This window comes from Kribbella sp. DT2, from assembly GCF_049844575.1.
Lineage (GTDB): Bacteria > Actinomycetota > Actinomycetes > Propionibacteriales > Kribbellaceae > Kribbella.
On record NZ_JBNCLH010000005.1, the window covers coordinates 258,404 to 278,105 of the forward strand.

The 19,702-nt window shown below is 68.8% G+C and carries 26 protein-coding genes, 1 tRNA gene and 1 pseudogene; 12 read left to right on the plus strand and 16 right to left on the minus strand.

The annotated features are described in order from the left end of the window. The first annotated feature begins 95 nt into the window (after positions 1 to 95). Complete coding sequence (locus ACLQ2O_RS22740; protein WP_425834554.1) at positions 96 to 536, plus strand: hypothetical protein; 441 nt, start codon at positions 96 to 98, stop codon at positions 534 to 536. Between the two features lie 80 nt (positions 537 to 616). Here ACLQ2O_RS22740 and ACLQ2O_RS22745 read toward each other — a convergent pair whose 3' ends face one another. Genes ACLQ2O_RS22745 through ACLQ2O_RS22760 form a run of 4 tightly spaced genes read right to left on the minus strand, consistent with a single transcriptional unit; the run spans position 617 to position 2,420 of the window. Next, positions 617 to 805 (minus strand): hypothetical protein, encoded by a 189-nt coding sequence (locus ACLQ2O_RS22745; RefSeq protein WP_425834556.1) that lies wholly within the window; start codon positions 803 to 805, stop codon positions 617 to 619. Positions 806 to 852: 47 nt separating this feature from the next. After that, positions 853 to 1,710, minus strand: coding sequence for a helix-turn-helix domain-containing protein (locus ACLQ2O_RS22750; RefSeq protein ID WP_425834558.1), 858 nt, complete (start codon positions 1,708 to 1,710; stop codon positions 853 to 855). Continuing rightward, a complete protein-coding gene (locus tag ACLQ2O_RS22755) occupies positions 1,691 to 2,209 on the minus strand; it encodes a DUF6879 family protein (RefSeq protein WP_425834560.1) in 519 nt (172 codons plus the stop codon). Before ACLQ2O_RS22755 ends, ACLQ2O_RS22750 begins: the two co-directional genes overlap by 20 nt. Positions 2,210 to 2,219: 10 nt before the next feature. Continuing rightward, complete coding sequence (locus tag ACLQ2O_RS22760; protein WP_425834562.1) at positions 2,220 to 2,420, minus strand: hypothetical protein; 201 nt, start codon at positions 2,418 to 2,420, stop codon at positions 2,220 to 2,222. A 268-nt stretch (positions 2,421 to 2,688) separates the two neighbouring features. Here ACLQ2O_RS22760 and ACLQ2O_RS22765 point away from each other — a divergent pair. Then, positions 2,689 to 2,749, plus strand: a tRNA-Ser gene (locus tag ACLQ2O_RS22765). Between the two features lie 35 nt (positions 2,750 to 2,784). After that, positions 2,785 to 3,300, plus strand: a complete 516-nt coding sequence (locus ACLQ2O_RS22770; protein WP_425834564.1) for a DinB family protein — start codon at positions 2,785 to 2,787, stop codon at positions 3,298 to 3,300. On the opposite strand, the gene ACLQ2O_RS22775 is transcribed toward ACLQ2O_RS22770, so the two are convergent. Further along, on the minus strand, positions 3,294 to 4,001 hold the full coding sequence (locus ACLQ2O_RS22775; RefSeq protein WP_425834566.1) for a hypothetical protein: 708 nt from the start codon (positions 3,999 to 4,001) through the stop codon (positions 3,294 to 3,296). The genes ACLQ2O_RS22770 and ACLQ2O_RS22775 overlap by 7 nt on opposite strands. Before the next feature lie 69 nt (positions 4,002 to 4,070). Beyond that, positions 4,071 to 6,293 (minus strand): alkaline phosphatase family protein, encoded by a 2,223-nt coding sequence (locus ACLQ2O_RS22780; RefSeq protein WP_425834568.1) that lies wholly within the window; start codon positions 6,291 to 6,293, stop codon positions 4,071 to 4,073. 289 nt (positions 6,294 to 6,582) lie between these two features. Here ACLQ2O_RS22780 and ACLQ2O_RS22785 point away from each other — a divergent pair, with 289 nt between their 5' ends. The 4 genes from ACLQ2O_RS22785 (at position 6,583) to ACLQ2O_RS22800 (ending at position 9,783) form a co-directional block, all read left to right on the plus strand. Further along, positions 6,583 to 7,812, plus strand: coding sequence for an MFS transporter (locus ACLQ2O_RS22785; protein ID WP_425834570.1), 1,230 nt, complete (start codon positions 6,583 to 6,585; stop codon positions 7,810 to 7,812). Positions 7,813 to 7,882: 70 nt separating this feature from the next. Continuing rightward, positions 7,883 to 8,401: a hypothetical protein gene (locus ACLQ2O_RS22790; RefSeq protein WP_425834572.1), complete on the plus strand. Its 519-nt coding sequence runs from the start codon at positions 7,883 to 7,885 to the stop codon at positions 8,399 to 8,401. Continuing rightward, positions 8,394 to 9,065, plus strand: a complete 672-nt coding sequence (locus ACLQ2O_RS22795) for a hypothetical protein (protein ID WP_425834574.1) — start codon at positions 8,394 to 8,396, stop codon at positions 9,063 to 9,065. Before ACLQ2O_RS22790 ends, ACLQ2O_RS22795 begins: the two co-directional genes overlap by 8 nt. 130 nt (positions 9,066 to 9,195) lie before the next feature. Then, the gene (locus tag ACLQ2O_RS22800; RefSeq protein WP_425834576.1) at positions 9,196 to 9,783 is read left to right on the plus strand and encodes a peptidoglycan-binding domain-containing protein; all 588 of its coding nucleotides are present in this window, start codon (positions 9,196 to 9,198) and stop codon (positions 9,781 to 9,783) included. Positions 9,784 to 9,860: 77 nt separating this feature from the next. On the opposite strand, the gene ACLQ2O_RS22805 is transcribed toward ACLQ2O_RS22800, so the two are convergent. From ACLQ2O_RS22805 to ACLQ2O_RS22835, 7 genes and pseudogenes are all read right to left on the minus strand, one after another. Then, on the minus strand, positions 9,861 to 11,348 hold the full coding sequence (locus tag ACLQ2O_RS22805) for an MFS transporter (RefSeq protein ID WP_425834578.1): 1,488 nt from the start codon (positions 11,346 to 11,348) through the stop codon (positions 9,861 to 9,863). A gap of 65 nt (positions 11,349 to 11,413) precedes the next feature. Further along, on the minus strand, positions 11,414 to 11,584 hold the full coding sequence (locus ACLQ2O_RS22810) for a hypothetical protein (protein ID WP_425834580.1): 171 nt from the start codon (positions 11,582 to 11,584) through the stop codon (positions 11,414 to 11,416). Positions 11,585 to 11,605: 21 nt separating this feature from the next. Next, positions 11,606 to 12,295 (minus strand): phosphatase PAP2 family protein, encoded by a 690-nt coding sequence (locus ACLQ2O_RS22815; protein WP_425835268.1) that lies wholly within the window; start codon positions 12,293 to 12,295, stop codon positions 11,606 to 11,608. After that, positions 12,232 to 12,939 (minus strand): phosphatase PAP2 family protein, encoded by a 708-nt coding sequence (locus tag ACLQ2O_RS22820; protein ID WP_425834582.1) that lies wholly within the window; start codon positions 12,937 to 12,939, stop codon positions 12,232 to 12,234. Before ACLQ2O_RS22820 ends, ACLQ2O_RS22815 begins: the two co-directional genes overlap by 64 nt. A gap of 79 nt (positions 12,940 to 13,018) precedes the next feature. Then, positions 13,019 to 13,210 (minus strand): annotated as a pseudogene (locus tag ACLQ2O_RS22825) (GNAT family N-acetyltransferase); the annotation flags it as partial. A gap of 222 nt (positions 13,211 to 13,432) precedes the next feature. After that, on the minus strand, positions 13,433 to 13,594 hold the full coding sequence (locus ACLQ2O_RS22830) for a hypothetical protein (RefSeq protein WP_425834584.1): 162 nt from the start codon (positions 13,592 to 13,594) through the stop codon (positions 13,433 to 13,435). After that, positions 13,591 to 14,358, minus strand: a complete 768-nt coding sequence (locus tag ACLQ2O_RS22835; protein WP_425834586.1) for a phytanoyl-CoA dioxygenase family protein — start codon at positions 14,356 to 14,358, stop codon at positions 13,591 to 13,593. Before ACLQ2O_RS22835 ends, ACLQ2O_RS22830 begins: the two co-directional genes overlap by 4 nt. A 119-nt stretch (positions 14,359 to 14,477) precedes the next feature. Between ACLQ2O_RS22835 and ACLQ2O_RS22840 the strand changes: the two genes are divergently transcribed. The 3 genes from ACLQ2O_RS22840 to ACLQ2O_RS22850 all read left to right on the plus strand — a co-directional run bounded on the left by ACLQ2O_RS22840 (position 14,478) and on the right by ACLQ2O_RS22850 (position 17,262). Next, positions 14,478 to 15,938 carry a serine/threonine-protein kinase gene (locus ACLQ2O_RS22840; protein ID WP_425834588.1) on the plus strand — a complete coding sequence of 487 codons (1,461 nt, stop codon included), beginning with the start codon at positions 14,478 to 14,480 and terminating at the stop codon, positions 15,936 to 15,938. A 110-nt stretch (positions 15,939 to 16,048) separates the two neighbouring features. Next, on the plus strand, positions 16,049 to 16,336 hold the full coding sequence (locus ACLQ2O_RS22845) for a YiaA/YiaB family inner membrane protein (RefSeq protein WP_425834590.1): 288 nt from the start codon (positions 16,049 to 16,051) through the stop codon (positions 16,334 to 16,336). A 101-nt stretch (positions 16,337 to 16,437) separates the two neighbouring features. Continuing rightward, positions 16,438 to 17,262, plus strand: coding sequence for an alpha/beta fold hydrolase (locus tag ACLQ2O_RS22850; RefSeq protein WP_425834592.1), 825 nt, complete (start codon positions 16,438 to 16,440; stop codon positions 17,260 to 17,262). Here the strand turns inward: ACLQ2O_RS22850 and ACLQ2O_RS22855 are convergent. From ACLQ2O_RS22855 to ACLQ2O_RS22865, 3 genes are all read right to left on the minus strand, one after another. Next, positions 17,259 to 17,633 (minus strand): YchJ family protein, encoded by a 375-nt coding sequence (locus ACLQ2O_RS22855; protein WP_425834594.1) that lies wholly within the window; start codon positions 17,631 to 17,633, stop codon positions 17,259 to 17,261. The two genes, ACLQ2O_RS22850 and ACLQ2O_RS22855, sit on opposite strands and share 4 nt — an antisense overlap. Before the next feature lie 24 nt (positions 17,634 to 17,657). Beyond that, positions 17,658 to 18,074, minus strand: a complete 417-nt coding sequence (locus tag ACLQ2O_RS22860) for a hypothetical protein (protein ID WP_425834596.1) — start codon at positions 18,072 to 18,074, stop codon at positions 17,658 to 17,660. Positions 18,075 to 18,159: 85 nt separating this feature from the next. After that, a complete protein-coding gene (locus ACLQ2O_RS22865; protein ID WP_425834598.1) occupies positions 18,160 to 18,339 on the minus strand; it encodes a hypothetical protein in 180 nt (59 codons plus the stop codon). A gap of 152 nt (positions 18,340 to 18,491) precedes the next feature. Here ACLQ2O_RS22865 and ACLQ2O_RS22870 point away from each other — a divergent pair, with 152 nt between their 5' ends. Then, the gene (locus tag ACLQ2O_RS22870) at positions 18,492 to 19,175 is read left to right on the plus strand and encodes a PadR family transcriptional regulator (protein WP_425834600.1); all 684 of its coding nucleotides are present in this window, start codon (positions 18,492 to 18,494) and stop codon (positions 19,173 to 19,175) included. Continuing rightward, positions 19,175 to 19,675 (plus strand): DUF1707 SHOCT-like domain-containing protein, encoded by a 501-nt coding sequence (locus ACLQ2O_RS22875; protein WP_425834602.1) that lies wholly within the window; start codon positions 19,175 to 19,177, stop codon positions 19,673 to 19,675. The genes ACLQ2O_RS22870 and ACLQ2O_RS22875 overlap by 1 nt, the downstream gene beginning before the upstream one ends. The last annotated feature ends 27 nt before the right edge of the window (positions 19,676 to 19,702 follow it).

The window sequence follows — 19,702 nt, forward strand, 5'->3', positions numbered from 1 at the left end:
GGCCCTCCTCGGTTGGTTGTACTACCCAGCGTGGGGAGGAAGCCGCGGAATGTTCAGCGGCAGGATTGTCGGAGCCGAGGTCTACTGTCTCCGTCGTGGAATCAACCTGGGAGACAAGAGACCTGCCGGTCCTGGAAGCGATCGTCCGGCTGTACGACGAGACCGGAAGCGCGATGCGACCGTCGGCCATTAATGCCGCTGCCGGACTCTCTGAGGACGACCTTCAGCGAGCCTTGCGGGCGCTACGCGATAACGAGCCGCCGTTCGTGACAAAGATGAGCGGGTCCCTCGGCGGCGGAATCATGTTGGTTGGCGCACCGACAGGTCATGCCCGGCGAGTAGTTGGCGCATGGCCGACACCGGAGGGTCTAGCCGATCGGATCGTTGCCGCTCTGAACGAAGCTGCCGACAACGAGCCGGACGAGGCGAAGAAGACCAAGCTCCGGCGGGCGGCTGAAGCGGTAGCCGGTGTCGGCCGGGACATACTCACTGATGTGACGGCTCAGGTGATCACAAAGGGGATGTACGGCGGCTAATCAGCAGGCAGGGCGGGCGCGATGCAGGGGTCAGCACGCACGCCCTGCCCGATCAGGTGAGGTGTCGGTGACGGCTGAACTCAGTCATCGAGCCATTCCGCACCGGACGCGTCGCGGTGGTAGCCCTTGTGGTGACCATTGACGCAGGCGCTGCCGGTCATGGGGTTCTCCCCGTCGCAGCGGTCGGCGGGCCGGAACGTTGGCCAACCTGTCTCGTTGGGTTCGCCACCCCACTCCACCGCGAGGTGCGAAGCAGTTCTTGATGCCATGAGTGAACCGTAGGAGCGCCGCAACAACGGCGGCTAGAACATTGCGATTAGTTGCCGTCGGCTAGTTCATCTTGCGCCTTGATGACCAGCGCGCGGGCATCCTTCCCGTAGACCGCTGGCTGCCTCAGATGGTCGAACATCCGCCCGTACATGGCCACCTCTTGCGGTGCGGTGATCTCAATACTCGCGGTTGGTGTCTCCAGACTCACCAGCTTGTCATCGAAGACCCAGAAGCTCACCTGGCCAACCACAGCCCGCTCTACGTTACGCGGAACGATACCAATCGCAACGTTCGGCAAGCTCATGACCGACAGAAGGCGGTCCAGTTGACCGGCCAACGTGTCCACGTCACCGAAGCGGGTATATAGAGCGGCCTCTTCGAGGACGACGGCGAACGTCTTGCCGCCGTCGTAGAGAACCGATTGGCGGTTGAGACGAGCAGCCACAGCCTCGTCAATGTCGTTGCGTACGTCGAGGAATCCGAACCAGAACTGAAGCATCGCCCGCGTGTAACTCGCGGTTTGGAAGAAGCCGGGTATGACGTGGTGCTCATAGATGAGGAAGCGTTCAGTTCGCTCCTCAAGTGGCACCGGCGCGAGCATCATCTGCTTCATTCCCGCTCGTGCCTGCCGCTTGAACTCCAGGTACATCGACTCGACTGTGTGGGCCTGGGCGATCAGATCTTGGATCTGGCCCTCTGCAGAGCAGGCAACGCACCACAGCCGAATGTCCTCGTTGGAGGGTGCCTGTACGCCATGCTCTAACTTCGAGACACGCGTGAAATGCCAACCGGTCGCGGTGGCCAGCTCGCGACCGGTCAGCCCGGCATCCTTGCGCAGTTCCCGGAGCCGCAGGCCCAATGCCTCCTGCGCCTTCCGGGTGGCGCTATTCGGGTTTGTACTCACTGTGCGGTATCGCCAACCCCCACACCTGCTCGAATGCGTCGCGGCACATCTCGACGACAGTCGGATCCGTGGTGGTCGTAAACGCCGTGTTCATGCCCGATCCGGCGTAGTGCAGGAATACCACTCTCTCGTCATCGAGCAGGTAGTAGTCATTGCCGGGTAGGCAGAGCTCGGAGACCTGACGTCGCGGCACCCACCGGACGTCCTCACCGGCTGCGTCGATCGGCGTGAACACGTTGTACACCCAGCGCTGATAGTCGCTGAGGGGTTGCGAAACGATCTTCACACGCCGCACCGTTCTCCCAGCGGCGACATGTTCACCGAGCGTCGTGCACCACTCCTGGAGCCATTCGAAGTCGTCTGGCTCGCCGCGCTTCCACTTAGCCATGTGCGGCAGTTCGACCTCGGTGCCGTACGCATCGCGGGTCTCTAGGTGCACCGAACTTCGTCTGAACTCCGCCAGCAGTTCGTCAAAGGCAGCCTCGGTGATCTCCTCCACGCCGGCCGACCTACGGCTTCGTGAAGAACGGAATCATGCGGTCCGGGATCTCCACCGCAGTCTCACCGTCGGGGAGGTTGAGCGTTGCGAGCGCGTCCGGGTCGCTCACGACCCAGCCCTGCACGACCCAGCTTCCACGATCAGTCTTGTAGAGGGTCGGGCTGTTCTTCGGAGCCGACTCCGGGTCGCCCGCAACGAGTGTCAGTTTCATGATGATCCCCTGTTCGCATCGGTTGCTTGAGCTTGCGCTGCCAAGTCTCGGATTCCGCGAAGTTGCCTGTCACCAATGTTGCGAAAAGTTGCTGGCTTGAGTGTCCCACGCTAGAACCACCTGCGCCTCTCGACCGCCGACACCTGGCACCCGCTGAAGCCCACTTGGCGACCACAGATCAGGTAGTATCAGACCAGATCGGGGACGTCCTAGCCGCACGCTCGAACTCGGCCGCTACCTGGCGATTCCCTTATTTATAAGGCGAAACGCGGAGCGGTCTGCTCGGTTTCCTAAACCGTGCGTCGCAGGTTCGAATCCTGCCGGGGGCACCCCACAAACCTGCGGGTCAGGGGGTCGGAACAGCATGAGCACCGAGAGGTACCCGGAGCTCGACGCCGATGAGCGCACCACGCTCGGCCAGTTCCTCGATCAGTACCGGCACCGCGCGCTGTCGCGCCTCGAAGGGCTGACGGACGCGCAGGCGCGCACGAAAAGCCTCCCGGCCACCGACCTGACGCCGGGTGGGATCGTCAAGCATCTCGCGCACATGGAAGACCATTGGTTCATTGCACGCGTCGGCGGAGGCGAGCTTCCTCAGCCGTGGGCGTCGGCGCCGCTCGACAGCCAACCGCAGTGGGACTTCGAGTCCGCGGCCGACGACACCGTCGGAGAGGTTTCCGCGCTCTACCGAGCGGCGTGCGCCCGTAGCCGACAGGTCGCCGACCGGCTTCCCTCACTCGACACGACCGCGCCTCGCCCGTCGTTCGGGAAGGGCCCGGTGACACTTCGCTGGGTCATGGTGCACATGCTCGAGGAGACGGCCTGCCACGTCGGCCACCTCGATCTGCTCACCGATGCCCTTACCGAGCAGACTCACTGAATCACTCGTACGCCGTGCCAGGCGGTGACCGTCGAGAAGACCGTGCGGCCGAGGTGCTCGTTGATGCCGTTCAGGCCGGTGAAGAGCGATTGCGGTGTGGTGCTGGTGATCAGGTGCCGCCAGCTTCCTTCGCCGGTCTCGAGGGAGGGGTCGGGGCCTGCGATGAGTTTCACCCGGGCGGGGAGGTCTGTGGCGTCCCAGACCGTCTGGCCGCTGGCTGCGTTCGACACGAGCTCTACGGCGTACTTGAGGTTGGCGGCGTGCAGGTTGGTCAGCCCGGGGGCCCAGTCGTAGTACGGGGCCCACTCGACGGTGCCGGCTCCGGTGAAGGTCGAGCGCAGGACGCAGGGGGTCCCGCTCAGGTTCTCCAGCACCTGGTGATGGATCGCCTCGAGGTTGCGGTAGCCGTTGTACCGCTGCTCGTAGACCTCGGGGGTGAGCATGTCCAGCGTCACGCGCGGGTCGCGGCCGTGGACACGCCACTGCCATGTCGCGATCAGGGTGTCCTGGATGTAGTAGCTGACGCGGGTACCTGACGCTTCCGCGGTGACCGGCACTCCGGCCGGCAGGGTCTCGAAGGACGGCGTGACGGTGTCCGCCGTCGTCGCCAGTCCCGTCGTCATCGCGGTCAGTACGCGTGACCGCAGCGACGCGTCGTCGTCACGTGGCGGCACCTTCGCGTCATCGGTCTGCTCAATCATCTGCCGGCGCTTCCTGTCCAGTACGGCGAGAGGCCTCCCGCGCCCAGGAGCGAAGGAGGCCACCTCGACTCAGCTTCGTCGTTGGTGCTTGGCGATGCGCCCGGCGTACCGGTGCTTGAAGCCCGTTTCGCTGTCGTCGGTGACGATCACGTCGTAGAAGCCGTAGCGATCCGTGGGCCAGTCGATCCGGTGCGACCTGCCGGCCGGCACGGTCACCTTCTGGGTCCTGCCCTCGTAGTCGTTGCGCGTGAGCGTGAACTCCAGTTTGTGCTTGCCTTCGTTCCGCAACGTCAGCCGCAGTACCGGCTCCCTGCCGTGGCTCTCGAGCTGCGCGGCCACCGACGCGACGCTGTCGGCGTGCTCGGGCCTGCGGATCACCGTGCCGGCGAACGTCCGGACGAACCGGTCGGGACCGTAGATCGAGAAGGCGTAGCGCCCGTCAGTGGCGTTCGCGTCCCACTCGTAGGTCCGGTGCCGGCCGGGCAGCACCGTGTACGGCGTGGCCTCGAAGGGGTAGTGCTCATCGGGATACACCGACATCGACACACCCGTCGACGTACTGCCGCCGTCGTTCGACAAGGTGGCGACCACCTTGCCGGACGCCCGGTGGACCTCGACGGAGGCGTGCTGCTGGTACGGCACCGGCTTCGGCTTCACCCCACCGTGGGCGGTGTGCGGGACCGGCATGGACTGCTCCAGGGCCGAGGCCGGCGGCGCCATCGGCGGCAGCGTCGCGTCCATGTGGAAGCGGTCGCGCTCCGCGGCCGGGTTCGGCAGCGCCGGGACCGAGAAGTCCGGGTTGGCGAAGTCGAATGCGCCGGCCAGGTTGTTCAGCAGGCTCCGGCGCCACTGCGTGATGTTGGTGTTCCTGACCCTGAGGCCCTGGGTCTCGTGCAGCCAGTCCTCGATGAACTGCTGCGTCGACGTGTGGTCCATGACTCCGGAGTACGAGTGCCCGCCGCGGGTCCACGGCGAGATCAGCACGGCGGGGACCCGCGGGCCCGGGCCGATGTGACCGGCCGGGTTGGCTCCGGAGGCCGGCAGGAACTCGTCCTTGGTCCCCTCTTCGGGAACCGGCGGCAGGACGTGGTCGAACAGGCCGTCGGCCTCGTCGAAGTTGATGATCAGCAGCGTCGAGTTCCAGACCTCGGGGTTCGACGCCAGCGCCTCGACCACGCGGCTGACGTACGAGCCGCCCCGCTCGCCACCACCGGGGTGTTCCTGGTAGGCGTCCGGCGGGATCAGGTACGACACCAGCGGCAGCGTGTCCTCGGCGCAGTCGGTGATGAAGTCCTGCAGGTACGCGTTCAGGTACGCCGGGCCGAAGTCGTCGGTGTTCGGCGGCGTGGGCTCCGGAAAGATCTGCTTGCCGTCGGCATCGAAGTGGTAGCCGCCCCGCGCGGCGGCGGTCTTCGCGGGCTCGGTGCCCTTGCCGAACGGCACGTCGCCGGTGGAGGTGAACCAGTCCCTGACGCCCTGGAACTTGCTGAGGATGTTGAGGCCGTAGTTCGTGCCCGGCGACCGGCTGATGTACACGTTCCACGACGCGCCGGCGGTTTCGAGCTGCTCGACGAAGCTCGGCCACGTGTACGGCGAGTTGGTGCCGTTGTTGTTGTACGCCGACTGGAACCCGCGCCCGGCAACGTTGCCACCGCTCGGGTCGATGGTGCCCGACATGAGGTAGTACCGGTTCGGGTACGTCGCGCTGAAGATCGAGCAGTGGTAGTGGTCGCAGACCGTCCAGGCCTGCGCCGCCGCGTAGGCCCACGGGATCTCGGCCTCGGTGAAGTACCCCATGGTCCGCGGGGTCTTGGCCTGCGCCCACTGGTTGTTCGCGCCCTTGTTCCACGCCTGCTGGCCGTCGGGCCAGCCGTGCGGGAGGTCCCACCCACCCAGCGCGTTCATCTTCGCCGAGTCCATCCGGAACGGCAGCAGGTAGCCCTCCGGGCGCGAGGAGTCCGGCTGGTGGAAGACGCTGGTGCCGTCCGGCAGCTGGAGCGCCTGCTTGTCCCCGAAGCCACGCGCCCCGGGGATCATGCCGAAGTAATGGTCGTACGACCGGTTCTCCAGCATCAGGATCACTACATGCTTGAGGTCCCGGATGGTGTGGGTGATGCCGTGCGGCCGGCCCTCCGTCGCCGCCTGCGCGGCCGCCGTGTTCGCCAGGCTGCCGAGCCCGACGGCGCCCGCAGCCGCTGCTGCCGCGCCGCCCAGCACGACCGAGCGCCGCCGGATGCCGCTCGGGTCCTGGTTCGAATCGTCGAGATCGTCTGAATGTTCTCCTGAGGTCACGCCTGTACCTTCCTCGTCGCGCATGTGCTGCCACCCGCTACCGCGGAGGTCCCCGTGCGACAGTTCTCCGCCCAGGTGAACGGCCGCCCAATAGCGCCGGAAGCCGGCGGCTCACTGCGCCGAACCCGGCGGACACCCGCCGGAGACGGCGGAGGCGTCCGCCGCGAGACCTCCGGCCGTCACCATGAGCTCGCGAAAAACAAGTTCAGGGACGCGTCGTGGATTGCTAGGTTCCTGGGCGTGCAGCGAGTTGTCCCGTTTCCTGAGACCCTCAGAGAGCTGATCCAAGGTGCGTATCCTCCCGCCAGGCGCAGGCCACGACGCCGCTGTCCTGTTACAGACCCGAGGAATCCGGGCGTTCGGTGACGGCGTCGTCAGTGTGGTCCTCGCCGGCTATCTCGCCGCGCTCGGACTCTCCGGCACCCGCATCGGTGTGGTCGTCGCCGCGACACTGCTCGGCTCGGCCGCACTGACGCTCGGTGTCGGGCTCCGCGGCCATCGGGTCGGCCGTCGCCGCCTCCTGCAACTGGTGTCGCTGGCGATGGTCCTGACCGGGCTCGGCTTCGCGGCGGCGAGCGGGTTCTGGGTGCTGCTCGTGGTCGCCTTCATCGGCACGCTGAACCCGTCCAACGGCGACGTCAGCATCTTCCTCCCGACCGAGCAGGCCCTGCTGCCGGGCACGGCGCCCGACTCCGAACGCACCGCCTTGTTCGCCCGTTACACGCTGATCGGTTCGCTGGTCGCGGCGTTCGGCGCGCTGTGCGCCGGCGTGCCCGAGTGGATCGCCGCACGCGTCGACGTCAGCGGCGAGACCGCGCTGCGGTGGACGTTCGTCGGGTACGCCGTACTCGGCGCAACGGTCCTCCTGCGTTACCGCTCGCTGTCGCCGGCCATCGAGCCCCGGGCCGAGACACCGGCCGTAGCGCTGGGTCCGTCGCGCGGCATCGTGTACCGCCTCGCCGCACTCTTCAGCCTGGATGCGTTCGGCGGCGGATTCGTGCTCACCGCCCTCGTCGTGCTGTGGTTGCAGCGACGCTTCGACCTGTCGATCGCCGTCAGCGGCGCGGTGTTCTTCTGGGCCGGTCTGCTCTCGGCGTTCTCGTCCCTCGTCGCCGTCCGCATCGCCCGCCGGATCGGGCTCGTGCGGACGATGGTGTTCACCCACCTGCCGGCGAACGGCTTCCTGATCCTCGCCGCGTTCATGCCGAACGCGCCGCTGGCGGTCGGCGCTCTGCTCGCCCGGGCCGCGCTGTCGCAGATGGACGTTCCCGTGCGTACGTCGTACGTGATGGCGGTCGTCACGCCGGCCGAGCGCCCGGCGGCGGCAAGCGTGACGAACGTGCCACGCAGCCTGGCCTCCGTCGTGCCACCCGTGCTCGCCGGCTGGATGCTGGGCCGGTCGACGTTCGGCTGGCCGCTCGTCATCGGGGGCACACTGAAGATCTGCTACGACCTGCTACTGCTGCGCCGGTTCCGCGACGTCCGGCCGCCTGAGGAGCAAGCACGCGCCGCGGCATAGCGGCTGCTCACCGGCGCCGGAAGCCGGCGGATCACTGCGCCGAACCCGGCGGAGACCTATTCTGGGAGCCATGTCCGAGTCGCCGTACCCTGATCTGCCGTCCGTCGCCGCCGTGGCTGCTGACATCGCCGGCGTGCTCGAGCGATTCACGCGCGGCGAGTCCCATGCGTTCGCCTTCGGCGACGGTGGGGTCCCCGAGGCCGTCATCACCAGCTATGACCAGTACGACGACCTCAGCGGCGAGGAGACCGTCGGCAGCTACGAGACGGTGGTTGCCCCCGAGGTGCTCGTCCGGCAGTTGCCGGAGATGGTGGAGGCGATCCGCCGCGGGACCTTCGGTCCTCCGGTCCTCGTGGGCGGCAAGACCGACCCCGTGCTGGTGGTGTTGTCGACCCAGCAGTACCGCGCCCTGCGGGGTGACGACGAGCCGCCGCCGGGCGTGATCGACGACCCGACCGTCCGCACCTACGACTCGGTGCCGACGCAGGGCAGTACGCCGTTCAGCGTGGACGAGTGGGCCAAGGACGACCCGTTCACCCAGCAGATGCTCGAGGAGATCCGGCAGGAACGCGGTCCGGCCGATGGCTGAGAACCCGCCGGAACGGCCGTTCCAGGTCCTGCTCAGCGAAGGCGCCGTCCAGGACCTCACCCGGATGCGGGACGCGGCGGCCGCGGAGGCCCAGCAGTACCCCGACGACAAGACGCCCGCGCACAACGCGAACCGGACGCTGTTCAAGAACGTCCTGCGCGAGCTGCAGGATCTCGAGACCGGGTCGTCGAAGGGGCACCACGTGCTCGGCGCGCACCGCGGGATCGGTGACGGCCGTGACATCGTCGTGTCCAAGGTCGGCGACGGCACCGGGAAGCCCAACCACCGTCTGACGTTCCGTGAGATCCCCGGCCGGAACGCCGGTGGGAAGGACGCCCGCGACGTGATCGCGATCGGTGCTCGCCACGGCACCGAGCACAACGCCTACCAGCAGACGGCCATGCGCCTCGGCCGGTCGGCCGACAAACTCCCGCAGCTGGACCGTTTCGGGGAGGCACAGGTCGGCAGCGGCGGCAAGGCGCACCAGCGCCACCCCGTCCTGGACGCGAACCGTGCCATCGCGCACGCCTTCAAAGGCCAGAAGCCGCTGTCCGGGTCCCGTCGGCTCAGCGAGGCCGGCTTCGGCAGCCGGGCCGCTTCGGGCGGCGCGACCAAACAGGCCGGCAAGCAGGTCGGTCAGACCGACCCGCAGCGCGGCCAGTAGGTTCGCTTCCCTGAACCTGCTCCGGCGGGCGATCTCCCGCAGCGTGCTGGGCGGGCCGGTGAAGCGCTCATGCGCTGTACGGGCGGAGTACGGGCAGCGAGGTGCGGTCCGGGATCCTTATCTTCGCGCTGTGAACAACCCATCGCTCAATCTCATCGGTCGCGTGCTCCGTAAAGCTGCTGTCCCCGCCGTTGGTGCGGCGGCCGCCCTCGCGATCACCGTCGCCGTCGCCACGCCGGCGGTGGCCAGCGGCTCCTACACCGGCCGGGCGTTCGTCTACGGCACCGGCGCGGTGCCGGACGACTTCGACGACGAGGGTGTCGTCAACGTCTCCACCCACCGCTCCTCGAACGTCACCTGTCTGTGGCAGACCGTTCTCTGGGCCAACGGTTACCTGCCGTCGTCCGGGATCGACGGCGTCTTCGGCGACCGGACCGATGCCGCGACGCGGAACTTCCAGCGGGACAAGGGCCTCGGCGCGGACGGCTCCGCGGGCCGGAACAGCTGGACGAAGGCCGGCGACAGACTTACGCAGGAGGACAACCAGCTCGGATGGCTGTTCGTGGTGTATCGCGGAGTGAAGGGCTCCAGGAGCCCGTACGGCGCGAGCGAATTCGTCCTGCAGCGTTCGCCCGACGGGAACTACCGGTTCTACGGCCCGGCGAGCAGCAGGCGCGGCGCCCCGATCTGGGCCAACTACAACACCCGCGCCTGCTGACTCACCCAGACGTCAGCAGCGGAAGTACCAGCTCTACGCGAGTGCACGCGACCTTCCTCGGCTCGGCCGTGCAGGACTCACCGGCGGCCGAGTACGACGAGGACCGTGCTGGCGATCACCGCGGTGAGGGCGGCTGCGACCAGTGCGCTGATGCCGAAGCCGCTGGTGAAGGCTGAGCGGGCGGAGTCCAGCAGGGTCTCGGCTTCGGCGGGCGGAAGGTGTGCCGCGGCAGCGACGGCGGCGGTCAGGTTTTCGCCGGCCGGGCCGGTGGTGGCGTGCATGTCGGCGCGGTAGGCGACGGTGATGATGCTGCCCAGGATGGCGATGCCCAGGCCGCCGCCCAGTTGCGGTGCGGTGGAAGCGATCGCCGACGCCGCGCCGGCCCGGTCGGCGGGAGCGCTGCCGACCATGATGTCCGTGGCGAGCGTCATCATCGGGCCGAGCCCGAGTGAGATGAGCACCATCGCTCCGACCAGCACCGGGAGCGGGGTGTCCGGTGCGATCCAGCCGAGCACCACGAACCCGACGGTCGACAGCAGCATCCCACCGCCGATGATCCGCCCCGCCGGGACCTTCCGCCCGAGCCGGGTCGCGCCGAGCGAGCCGATGATCACGCCGAGCGCGGGCGGCGCGGTCCACAGGCCCGCGGTCAACGGGTCGAGCCCCGCCACGAGCTGCAGGTGCTGGGCGGCCGCGTAGTTGATCCCCCAGGAAACGAAGATCCCGAAGACGAGCGTGACGGTGGCCGTGGTGAACGCCCGGCCGGCGAAGAGCCGCAGGTCGATCATCGGGTCGGCCATTCGGCCTTGCCGCCGGACGAACAGCACCCCGCAGGCCAGCCCGACGGCGATCGCGGCGAACGCCGTCAGCTCCGGACCGGCTGCGGCCAGCTGCTTGAGCCCGTAGACGGTCGCGAGCACAGCCGCGATCGAGAGGGCCGCGCTGGGCAGGTCGAGGCTGCGCTCACCCGGCGCCTTGTGCTCGGGCAGTGTCACCGGACCGAGCACAACGAGTACCAGCATGAGCGGAATGGGCAGCAGGAACGCCGAGCCCCACCAGAAGTGGTCGAGCAGCCAGCCGCCGAGCAGCGGCCCGATCGCCGTACCGGCGGAGACCGCGGCGATGATGATACCGACCGCTTGCGTCCGCTGGCGTGGCTCGGTGAACAGTACGACGGTGAGCGCCAGCACCGACGGCATGAGCGTTGCTCCCGCGACGCCGAGCAAGGCCCGGACCGCGACGAGGACTTCCGGGGTGGGTGCGTAGGCGGCGATCAGCGACAGCACGCTGAAGCCGATCGCGCCGCCGATCAGGAGCCTGCGCCGCCCGATCCGGTCGCCCAGCGCGCCCATCACGACCAGCGTGCCGGCGAGCAGGAACGCGTACCCGTCGACGATCCACAGCATCTGCGTGCTGGACGCGCCCAGCTCACGCCCGATCGCGGGCAGGGCGAGGTGGGTGACGGTCAGCTCGAGCGAGGCCAGCAGGGCGGGAACAACGAGGACGGCGAGGCCGATCCACTCCCGCCGGCCGGCCAGCCGGGGTCCGGTGATGTCGGTGGTCATGGCCGACATCCTCGAACCTCAGGTCAACCTGAGGTCAAGTCAGGCTTCCCGGGGGGAACCTGAAGCTACTGGGCCTGCCAGACGTGCGGGCAGACCGAGCAGCGGTGCTCCGGGCCGTGGCCACTCGGGCGGCGGCAGATGTGGTGGTCGTGGGCGCTGACGCCTTCGAGTGTCATCTCGGCGGTCGCACCACATGTCTGCGCGCGCTGCGCGTGCGCGCCTGTTCCCTCGGTCACACAAGGAATCCTAGCGTCTGCTCACCGCCGCCGGACCGCCGTACGGCGAGGCGTCCGCCGGGAGGCGCAGTGCCGGTACCAGGCGTACGCGAGCAGCGCGCAGATGGCGCCGTTGAGCACGCCCGCGGTGATGTCGGTGACGTGGTGCATACCGCGGTAGAGGCGCGAGAACCCCACGAGCAAAGGCATCGCGAGGCAGACGACGACCGTTGTCCAGCGCAGCCAGGGGCGTTCGATGCGCAGCGCGAGCAGCGCGAGGGCGACGTACAGGCCGGTGGAAGCACCCGTGTGGCCGCTGGGGTAGCTCGCGGTCGGTGGGGACGCGTCGAGCTTGTCGACCTGGGGGCGGTCCCGGTCGACGACCTTGGCGGCGACCAGGAAGATCAGGCCCTGCATCGCGATCGCCACGGGAGCGACGAAGGCCAGGCGCAGGTCGCGGGTTCGCCACAGGATCAGGGACGCGACGACGATGCAGACCGCGATCACGCCGACGGTGTTGCCGATCTGGGAGCAGATCGCGGTGATCGTGTCCCAGGTCCCGGTGCGGTCGGCGGCGAGGTCCTTGTTGACCGCCTCCTCGGAACGGCTGAGCCCGTGCAGTGGTCCACGCAGCGAGAGCCCGAGGCCGATGAGGATGCCGCCGAGCGCTACGCCGGGTGCGACGGTCCTGGTGAGGAGGTCGACGCCGTCCTGCCGATGAATCCGGTCCATGAAGCGAACATAATGCCCAGACCGAGTACGTGCCCGGCGAGAATGTCGGACGGGAAGTGCGCACCGATGAAGAGCCGGTCCAGACCGACGACCACCGGTACGACGACCGCCAGCGCGACGGCGATCCGGCGCTGGTTCGCGGACAGCAGCGGCCAGAGCAGGAACACCAGTACGGCGGCCGCCAAGGTGATGTTCAGCGTGTGCCCGGAGGGGAACGAGTAGCCGTGCGCGTGCGGCACCGCGTCGTCGACGACCGGCCGCGCGCGCTGCGCGATCGGCTTGGCGATCCCGCCGATCGACCACCCGACCATCATCGTGACGAACGCCCACACCGCGCGCCCCTTCAGCTGCTTGGCCTTCCAGGTCCAGACCGCAACAGCAGTCGCCACGACGTACACGAAGATCGGCAGGCTGACGACCTGGATCACGGTGAGCACCGGTATCAACCCGTGCCGGACGCTGAACCCGGTCGCTTCCCGGATCGCCGCTTGGTCCGCCCTGACCAGCGGATCGAACTGCTGCCGCACCGCCAGCCCGAGCAGCACCACCGGCAGCGCGAACACCAGCATCGCCAGGACCCCACGAAGCAGCCGCCGTCTCCGCGTCTGGACGACGGCGACCGCACCAGCCCACCGCGTGCTCATGCCCGCCCTGTACCCATCGGGCTGGTTTTAGCTCGCAGGCCTGACCAGCGGCGCGGGAGAGCTCACGGAACCCGAGACCGTAGTAGAGGCCGCGTGCCCGCGGATGCCCCGGCGCACCCAGGCAGACGACCGTGGCGTGCGTCGCCCCGGCCGTCCGCGCCCGCCGCATCGCGTGCAGCATCATCGCGCTGGCCAGCCCGAGTCGCCGGAAGTCCGGATGCGTTCCGACCGGCTCGAACTCGACGGCCCGGTTCGCCTCGTCGAACCACATGATCGCCGAGCTCGGCGAGGTCCCGCTGGTTGAGCTGGGTCCAGTCGCCGGTGTCGCCGAGCGCCTCCTGGTCGGGCTTGTACCCGTACGCCGCCCAGGGCTCCAGGGCGAACTTCTCAGCGGTCGTCGGGGGCGCCGTCCTCTCCAGACCGTCCGCCACACCGTCGTACCAGTCGATCACCTCGTCGATCAGCTCGAGGTGATCGGGGTGGATCTGGTAGCTCAGCGAGGCGCCGGTGATGTCCCTGCGTGTCCCTTTCCCCAGATCCAGGCCAGCTCGCCGTAGGAGGCGCCGGCACTGATCAGCTCCGGCCGTACGGCGGTGACTCGCTGGGCCAACCCCTGCATCACCGGGATGTCCGCAGCGCTCAGCAGCTTCGTCATGGCGCGGTCACGTCGAGCATGAAGCGTTGGGCAGGAGTCAGCCGGTCGTAGGTCTCGCCGCGGAGGTAGGCCTGCTGGTTGAGCTGCTGGGGCAGGTGGCGGTGCGCGAAATAGGAGTGCATGGCTCGGCGGGGTCTGTTGGTGTGGTTCCGGGTGCCGCCGTGCCAGAGGTGGCTGTTGAAGATGACGACCGTGCCGGCCTTGGCGGTCAGCTGGATCTGGTCGGGGTGGGTGGCGGCGGGGTCGGGCATCTCGTCGGCGGGCATCGTGCCTCGGCGGTGCGAGCCCGGTACGACGCGCGTCGCGCCGTTCTCGGGGGTGAAGTCGTCGAGCAGCCAGATCGAGTTGCAGACCTCGTAGGCGCCGGGCGCGACGGGATGGCCGAAGTCCGCGTGCAGGGACTGATGGCCCTGGCCGGGCAGCGCCGCGCGGCTGTTGAGCGAGGAGAGCCTGAACTCGGCGCCGAGGACGTGCCGCATCGCGGCCAGCACGCGGGGGTGACTGAAGCAGACCTCGAACATCGGGTCCTTGTTGATCAGGTCGGCGAGGCGGTCGGCGCCCTGCTCCTGGTGCACCTCGAGACCGGCCTCGGCGCCCTCGGCGGCAGTGAGCTCCGCCATCCGCCGGTTGAAGGAGTCAACCTCTTCGAGGCTCAGAACGTCTTCCAACGGGAGGAATCCGTCGCGGTCGAGCTGGTCCTTCTCGTCCTGGGTGAGTTCGCTGCCGGTCACGCCGAGGTCGCGCAGCGCGGTCGCCATGTCCATCGGGTGCTCCTTGTCCGAGACGGAAAACGATTCCAGCATCGAGCGAACTAGGCTGGCAGATCAAGCAGGTTACGTACGGGGAGAGGTTGACGCAGGGTGTTGATGGGTACGAGGGCCGGATGCTCGTAGCAAAGCGGTACAGGCTCGGTCCGTCGATCGGGCGGGGCGGCATGGGTGAGGTGTGGCGTGCCGTCGACGAGGTGCTGCAGCGGCCGGTGGCGGTCAAGTTGCTGCTGCCGAACGACCACGACCCGAGCGCTGCCGAGCGGTTCCACCGTGAGGCGCGGGCGGCGGCGCGACTGAGCGACCCGCACGTCGTGTCGGTGTACGACTTCGGCAACCACGAGGACGGGTTCTTCCTCGTGATGGAGCTGGTCGAGGGCCCTACGGCGGCCGGCGAGCTCGAGGCCAACGACGGGCCGCTGCCGAAGGACCGGGCGATCGACATCGTCGAGCAGGCCGCCGCCGGTCTCGCGGCCGCGCACCGGGAGGACATCGTCCACCGCGACGTGAAACCCGGCAACCTGCTGGTCGCCGCGGACGGGACCGTCAAGGTCGCGGACTTCGGGATCGCGCACGTCGCGGACCAGGGATCGGCCACGCTGACCGCGACCGGGCAGATCATCGGCAGCTCGCGCTTCCTCGCGCCGGAGCGGGCACGGGGTGGGCGGGCCGGCCAGCCGTCGGACGTGTACGCGCTGGGGTGTGTGCTCTACCAGCTCGTCACAGGGCAGCCGCCGTTCAACGCGGACAACCCGACGGCGATCCTCTACCAGCACGTCGACGCGGTGCCGACGCCGCCGAGCGTGGAGCGGCCGGAGCTCGGCGGCGCGTTCGAGCAGGTACTGCTGAGCATGCTCGCCAAGGACCCGGCGGAGCGTCCGACGGCCGCCGAGATCGCGGGCGGGGCGTTGCGGGCTCGCAGCGTCGGGGACGACTGGCGCGGGCTTGCGGCGGGCGCTGCTGGAGCCGACGCGCCCACTGTCGCTGCTGGGGCTGCAGGAGCTGCGGGCCTCGCCGGTGCGACAGCCACGAGCCCTGAGCTTGCCGGTGGAGGCGCGCCTGGCGACCAGGGGCCGGCCGGCGGCGTACCGCCCAAGCCCAGCTCGCGGACGAAGCAGCTGCTGATCGGCGCCATCGCCGTACTGGCAACCGCCGCGGCCGCGATCACCGGCGTCGTGCTCTTCGGCGACGAGCCGAGCCAGCCGCCGACGACCGACCTCCGTCCCGACGTCACCCCGACGCCGGGCGTCAACCCCGGTACGACGGACCCGAGCACCAGCAACGACCCGACCCGGACCGGCCCCACAGGTCCGGCGACGTCCAGCCAGCCCACCCAGACGCCGTCGAACAGTCCGACCCCGACCACGACGCCGTCCAGCACGCCGACGCCGACGACGTCGCCCACCGTGCCGGTCCAGCCCAGCAACACCCCCTCCAGCCCGACCCAGACGACGTCGACGCCGGAGGACACCCCGTCGAGCACGCCGCCGCCCGACACCCCACCGCCGAGCACGCCGCCGCCCAACTCCCCCACCCCGCCCGACGAACGCAACAGCGCGACACCTCAGTCGGACTGAACTTGCTGGCAGTCGGCGGCCGCCCATGCCACATCGGCGGCAAAGGACTCTGACCGAGCTGAGTGTTTCTGCTCATGCGCCGAATCCTCCGGGCCCGGAGGATTCGGGGCATGACAAAACCAGTTCAGCCCTCCCAGACGGGGGCGTTCTACGCGCAGGCGGTGGCATCCTTCGGGATCTCGGTGACGGCGATGGTGATCGGCCTGATCTACCTGCCCGCCCAGCCCTGGGTGCGAGGTTTCCTCGCCTTGGGCCTGCTGTACGTCGTGACGTCAACAGTCGTGCTGTGCAAGGTGGTCCGCGACCGCCAGGAGCTGGCCGGCGTGACCAACCGGGTCGACCAGGCCCGCCTGGACAAACTCCTGAGCGAGCACGACCCTTTCAAGGTGGAGGTCTGATCGAGCTGGTCGCAAGCCATTGGAAGGGCTGCCTGGCCGGAGTTAGCGTGGGCAGGTGCTGGGGGCGCGTCTTCTACTCATCGAGAGACAGGGGCGGGACAGTGGGCACCATCACGACCAGCGACGGTACGGAGATCTTCTACAAGGACTGGGGTAGCGGGCAGCCGATCGTGTTCAGTCACGGGTGGCCGTTGTCGAGTGACGACTGGGACGCGCAGCTGCTGTTCTTCCTGCAGCAGGGGTACCGCGTCGTCGCGCACGACCGGCGCGGGCACGGGCGGTCGACGCAGACCAGCGACGGGCACGACATGGACCATTACGCCGACGACCTCAAGGCTGTCGTCGACCACCTGGACCTGAACGACGCGATCCACGTCGGGCACTCGACCGGCGGTGGCGAGGTCGTGCGCTACCTGGGCCGGCACGGCGACGGGCGCGCGGCGAAGGCGGCGATCCTGTGCGCCGTACCGCCGCTGATGGTGAAGACCGACGCCAACCCCGAGGGCCTGCCGAAGGAGATCTTCGACGACCTGCAGGTGCAGCTCGCGGCGAACCGTTCGCAGTTCTACCGGGCGCTGCCCGAGGGACCGTTCTACGGTTACAACCGCCCGGGCGCCGAGCCGTCCGAAGCGGTGATCGCGAACTGGTGGCGCCAGGGCATGATGGGCGGCGCGAAGGCGCACTACGACGGCGTCGTGGCGTTCTCGCAGACCGACTTCACCGAGGACCTGCAGAAGATCAGCATCCCGGTCCTGGTGATGCACAGCGAGGACGACCAGATCGTCCCGTACGTCGCCGCCGGCCCGAAGTCCGCCGAGCTGCTCGCGAACGGCACGCTCAAGACCTACCAGGACTTCCCGCACGGCATGCCCACCACGCACGCCGACGTCATCAACGCCGACCTGCTGGAGTTCCTGAAGGCCTAGCGAGCCTCGACGTAGACCCAGTCGCCGTGCTCGCGGGTGAAGTAGCTGTTCTCCTGCTGGGCGCCGCCGGCGTACGAGGCGCGGAACTCGACGGTTCCCTCGCTGTGGAAGGCGGTCCCGGCCGTCGTGCCGAGGATCTCGAGGCCGGTCCAGTCGGTGGCGTCGAGCTCGAGGGACGGCGGCCGGGTCTTCGTCGACCAGGTGCGCAGCAGGTACGTGACATCGCCGACGACGAACGCGGAGTAGCGCGAACGCATCAGCTGCTCCGCGGTCGCGGCGGTCTTCTCGCTTCGGTGGAGCAGCCCGCAGCAGGACTCGTACGTCGTACTCGAGCCGCAGGGGCAGAAGACCGCCGGTCGCCGTTTCGCCATGCCGACGATTGTCGCGTACGGCGTTTAGCGCTGCGTCGGGTCGATGTGGTTGCCGGCGTTGTCGACGTGCCCCTGGGCCTGGTCGGCGAGGCCGTCCACGTGGCCCTGGGCCTGGTCGGCGTAGCCCTGCGCGGCTTCGGTGGCCTGGTCGACGGGGACGTCCACACCGGTGGCTTCGGTGAACTGGTCCGCGGCGCCTTGCGCGTTGTCGACGTGGCCCTGCGCCTGGTCGGCGAGGCCGTCGACGTGGCCCTGCGCCTGGTCAGTGACGCCTTGGGCCTGATCGGTGACGCCCTGGGCTTGGTCGGTGACGCCCTCGGCGGCGCCGCCGACGTGGTCGGTGACGCCGCTGACGTCGATGCCGGTGGCCTCGGTGACCTTGTCACCGGCGCCCTGCAGCATCTCGGTCGCCTTGTCCTTGAACTTGTCGAAAATGCTCATCGCGAAATCCTTCGGGTCTCAGGGTTGGGGACGAGCTAGGAACTCTCCAACCTACAGACCGCGTTCAACTGAGCGCTCAACGTCGTCATTGGTCGTCGGCCGGCGGCGTCCCGTCGTCGTGCAGGACCTCGCGGTCGGCCAGGCCGGACTCCTCGACCACGCCGTCGCGCTCCAGGGCCTCGTTGATCTCGGAGTCGGTGACCGAGTGGGTCTTCTCGAACCGGGTCGGGGTGAGGTTCTCGTAACGGTTGCTGGGATTCGTCATCGCACATCCCTCCTAAGGCAGTGAACACCTCAGGTACCCGGCGGCACACCACCTCACGATCACCCCTTGGGTGGCGACAGTTCGCGATATATCGTCGAACTATCGCAACCTCTGGGCAAGCAACCTCTGGGCGAGAGAGACGGTGGTCGGAGATGGGTGGATCGGCGTACGCGGCGGGATGGCCGTTCTGGCAGTTCGGGCAGGACAGCCGCGGCTGTTCGTCGTTCGAGGAGATCAAGGAAGAGCTGCGGGCCGCGATGACCGGCCGGCAGCGTCACGGCGGTGGCAATCACCACCAGGCGTTCGGCGGCATGTGGGGTCCGATGTTCGGTGGGCCGCCGTGGGCGGGCGGGCCGGGTCCGCGCGGCTGGCGGCAGTCGAAGGCTCGGCGCGGCGACGTGCGAGCCGCGATCCTCGCCGTACTGGCCGAGGAGTCGATGAACGGCTACCAGATCATCCAGGTCGTGGCCGAACGCAGCGGCGGGGCCTGGAAGCCCAGCCCTGGTTCGATCTACCCGACCCTGCAGCAGCTCGAGGACGAGGGTCTGGTGACGGCCGACGCGGCGACCGGGCGGCGGACGTTCTCGCTGACCGACGAGGGACGCGCGTACGTCGCCGAGCACGCCGACGAGGTCTCGGCGCCGTGGGAGGCGATGAGCGCGACCGCGGACGACGACGAGAACGGGCTGAAGCCGTTGCTCGGCCAGGTCGGCGGGGCGCTGTGGCAGGTGCTCGCGACCGGGACCCCGGAGCAGCAGGCCAAGGCCCGCAAGGCGCTGATCGAGCTGCGGCGCACGCTGTACGGGATCCTCGGCGACGACGAGCAGGACCGGTGATGACCTTCCCTGAACGGCTCGGCCCTGAACGGCTCGGCCCTGAACGGCTCGGCCCCGAACGGTTCGGGCCGGACCATGTTGGCTCGTTGCGGATCGGTGACGCCGAACGCGACCAGGCCGTCGCCTCGCTGGGCGACCACTTCGTCGCGGGCCGGCTGACGCAGGACGAGTTCGAGGAGCGCAGCGAGCGCGCAACCAAGGCCCGGTACGACGACGAGCTCACGCCGCTGTTCGCCGACCTGCCGGACGAGACCGCGCTGGTGCAGGTCGCCGGGCGGCAGCAGCCCGCGTGGGCTGCCGGTCGTGGCAGGCCGCCGTCCTGGGTGGCGCAGGGCCGCCCGCCGGCGTTCCTGTTCCTGCTGCCGTTCCTGATGGTCGGACTCGTCGTCGCGAGCGTCTCGTTCGCGGCCCCGTGGGTGCTGTGGGTGTTCTTCTGGATCGCCTTGTTCGGCGGTCCGCTGCAGCACCGCCGGCGCCACCACCACACCCAGCGGCGCTGATCGGGCCGGGCGCTCGCCGTACGACGC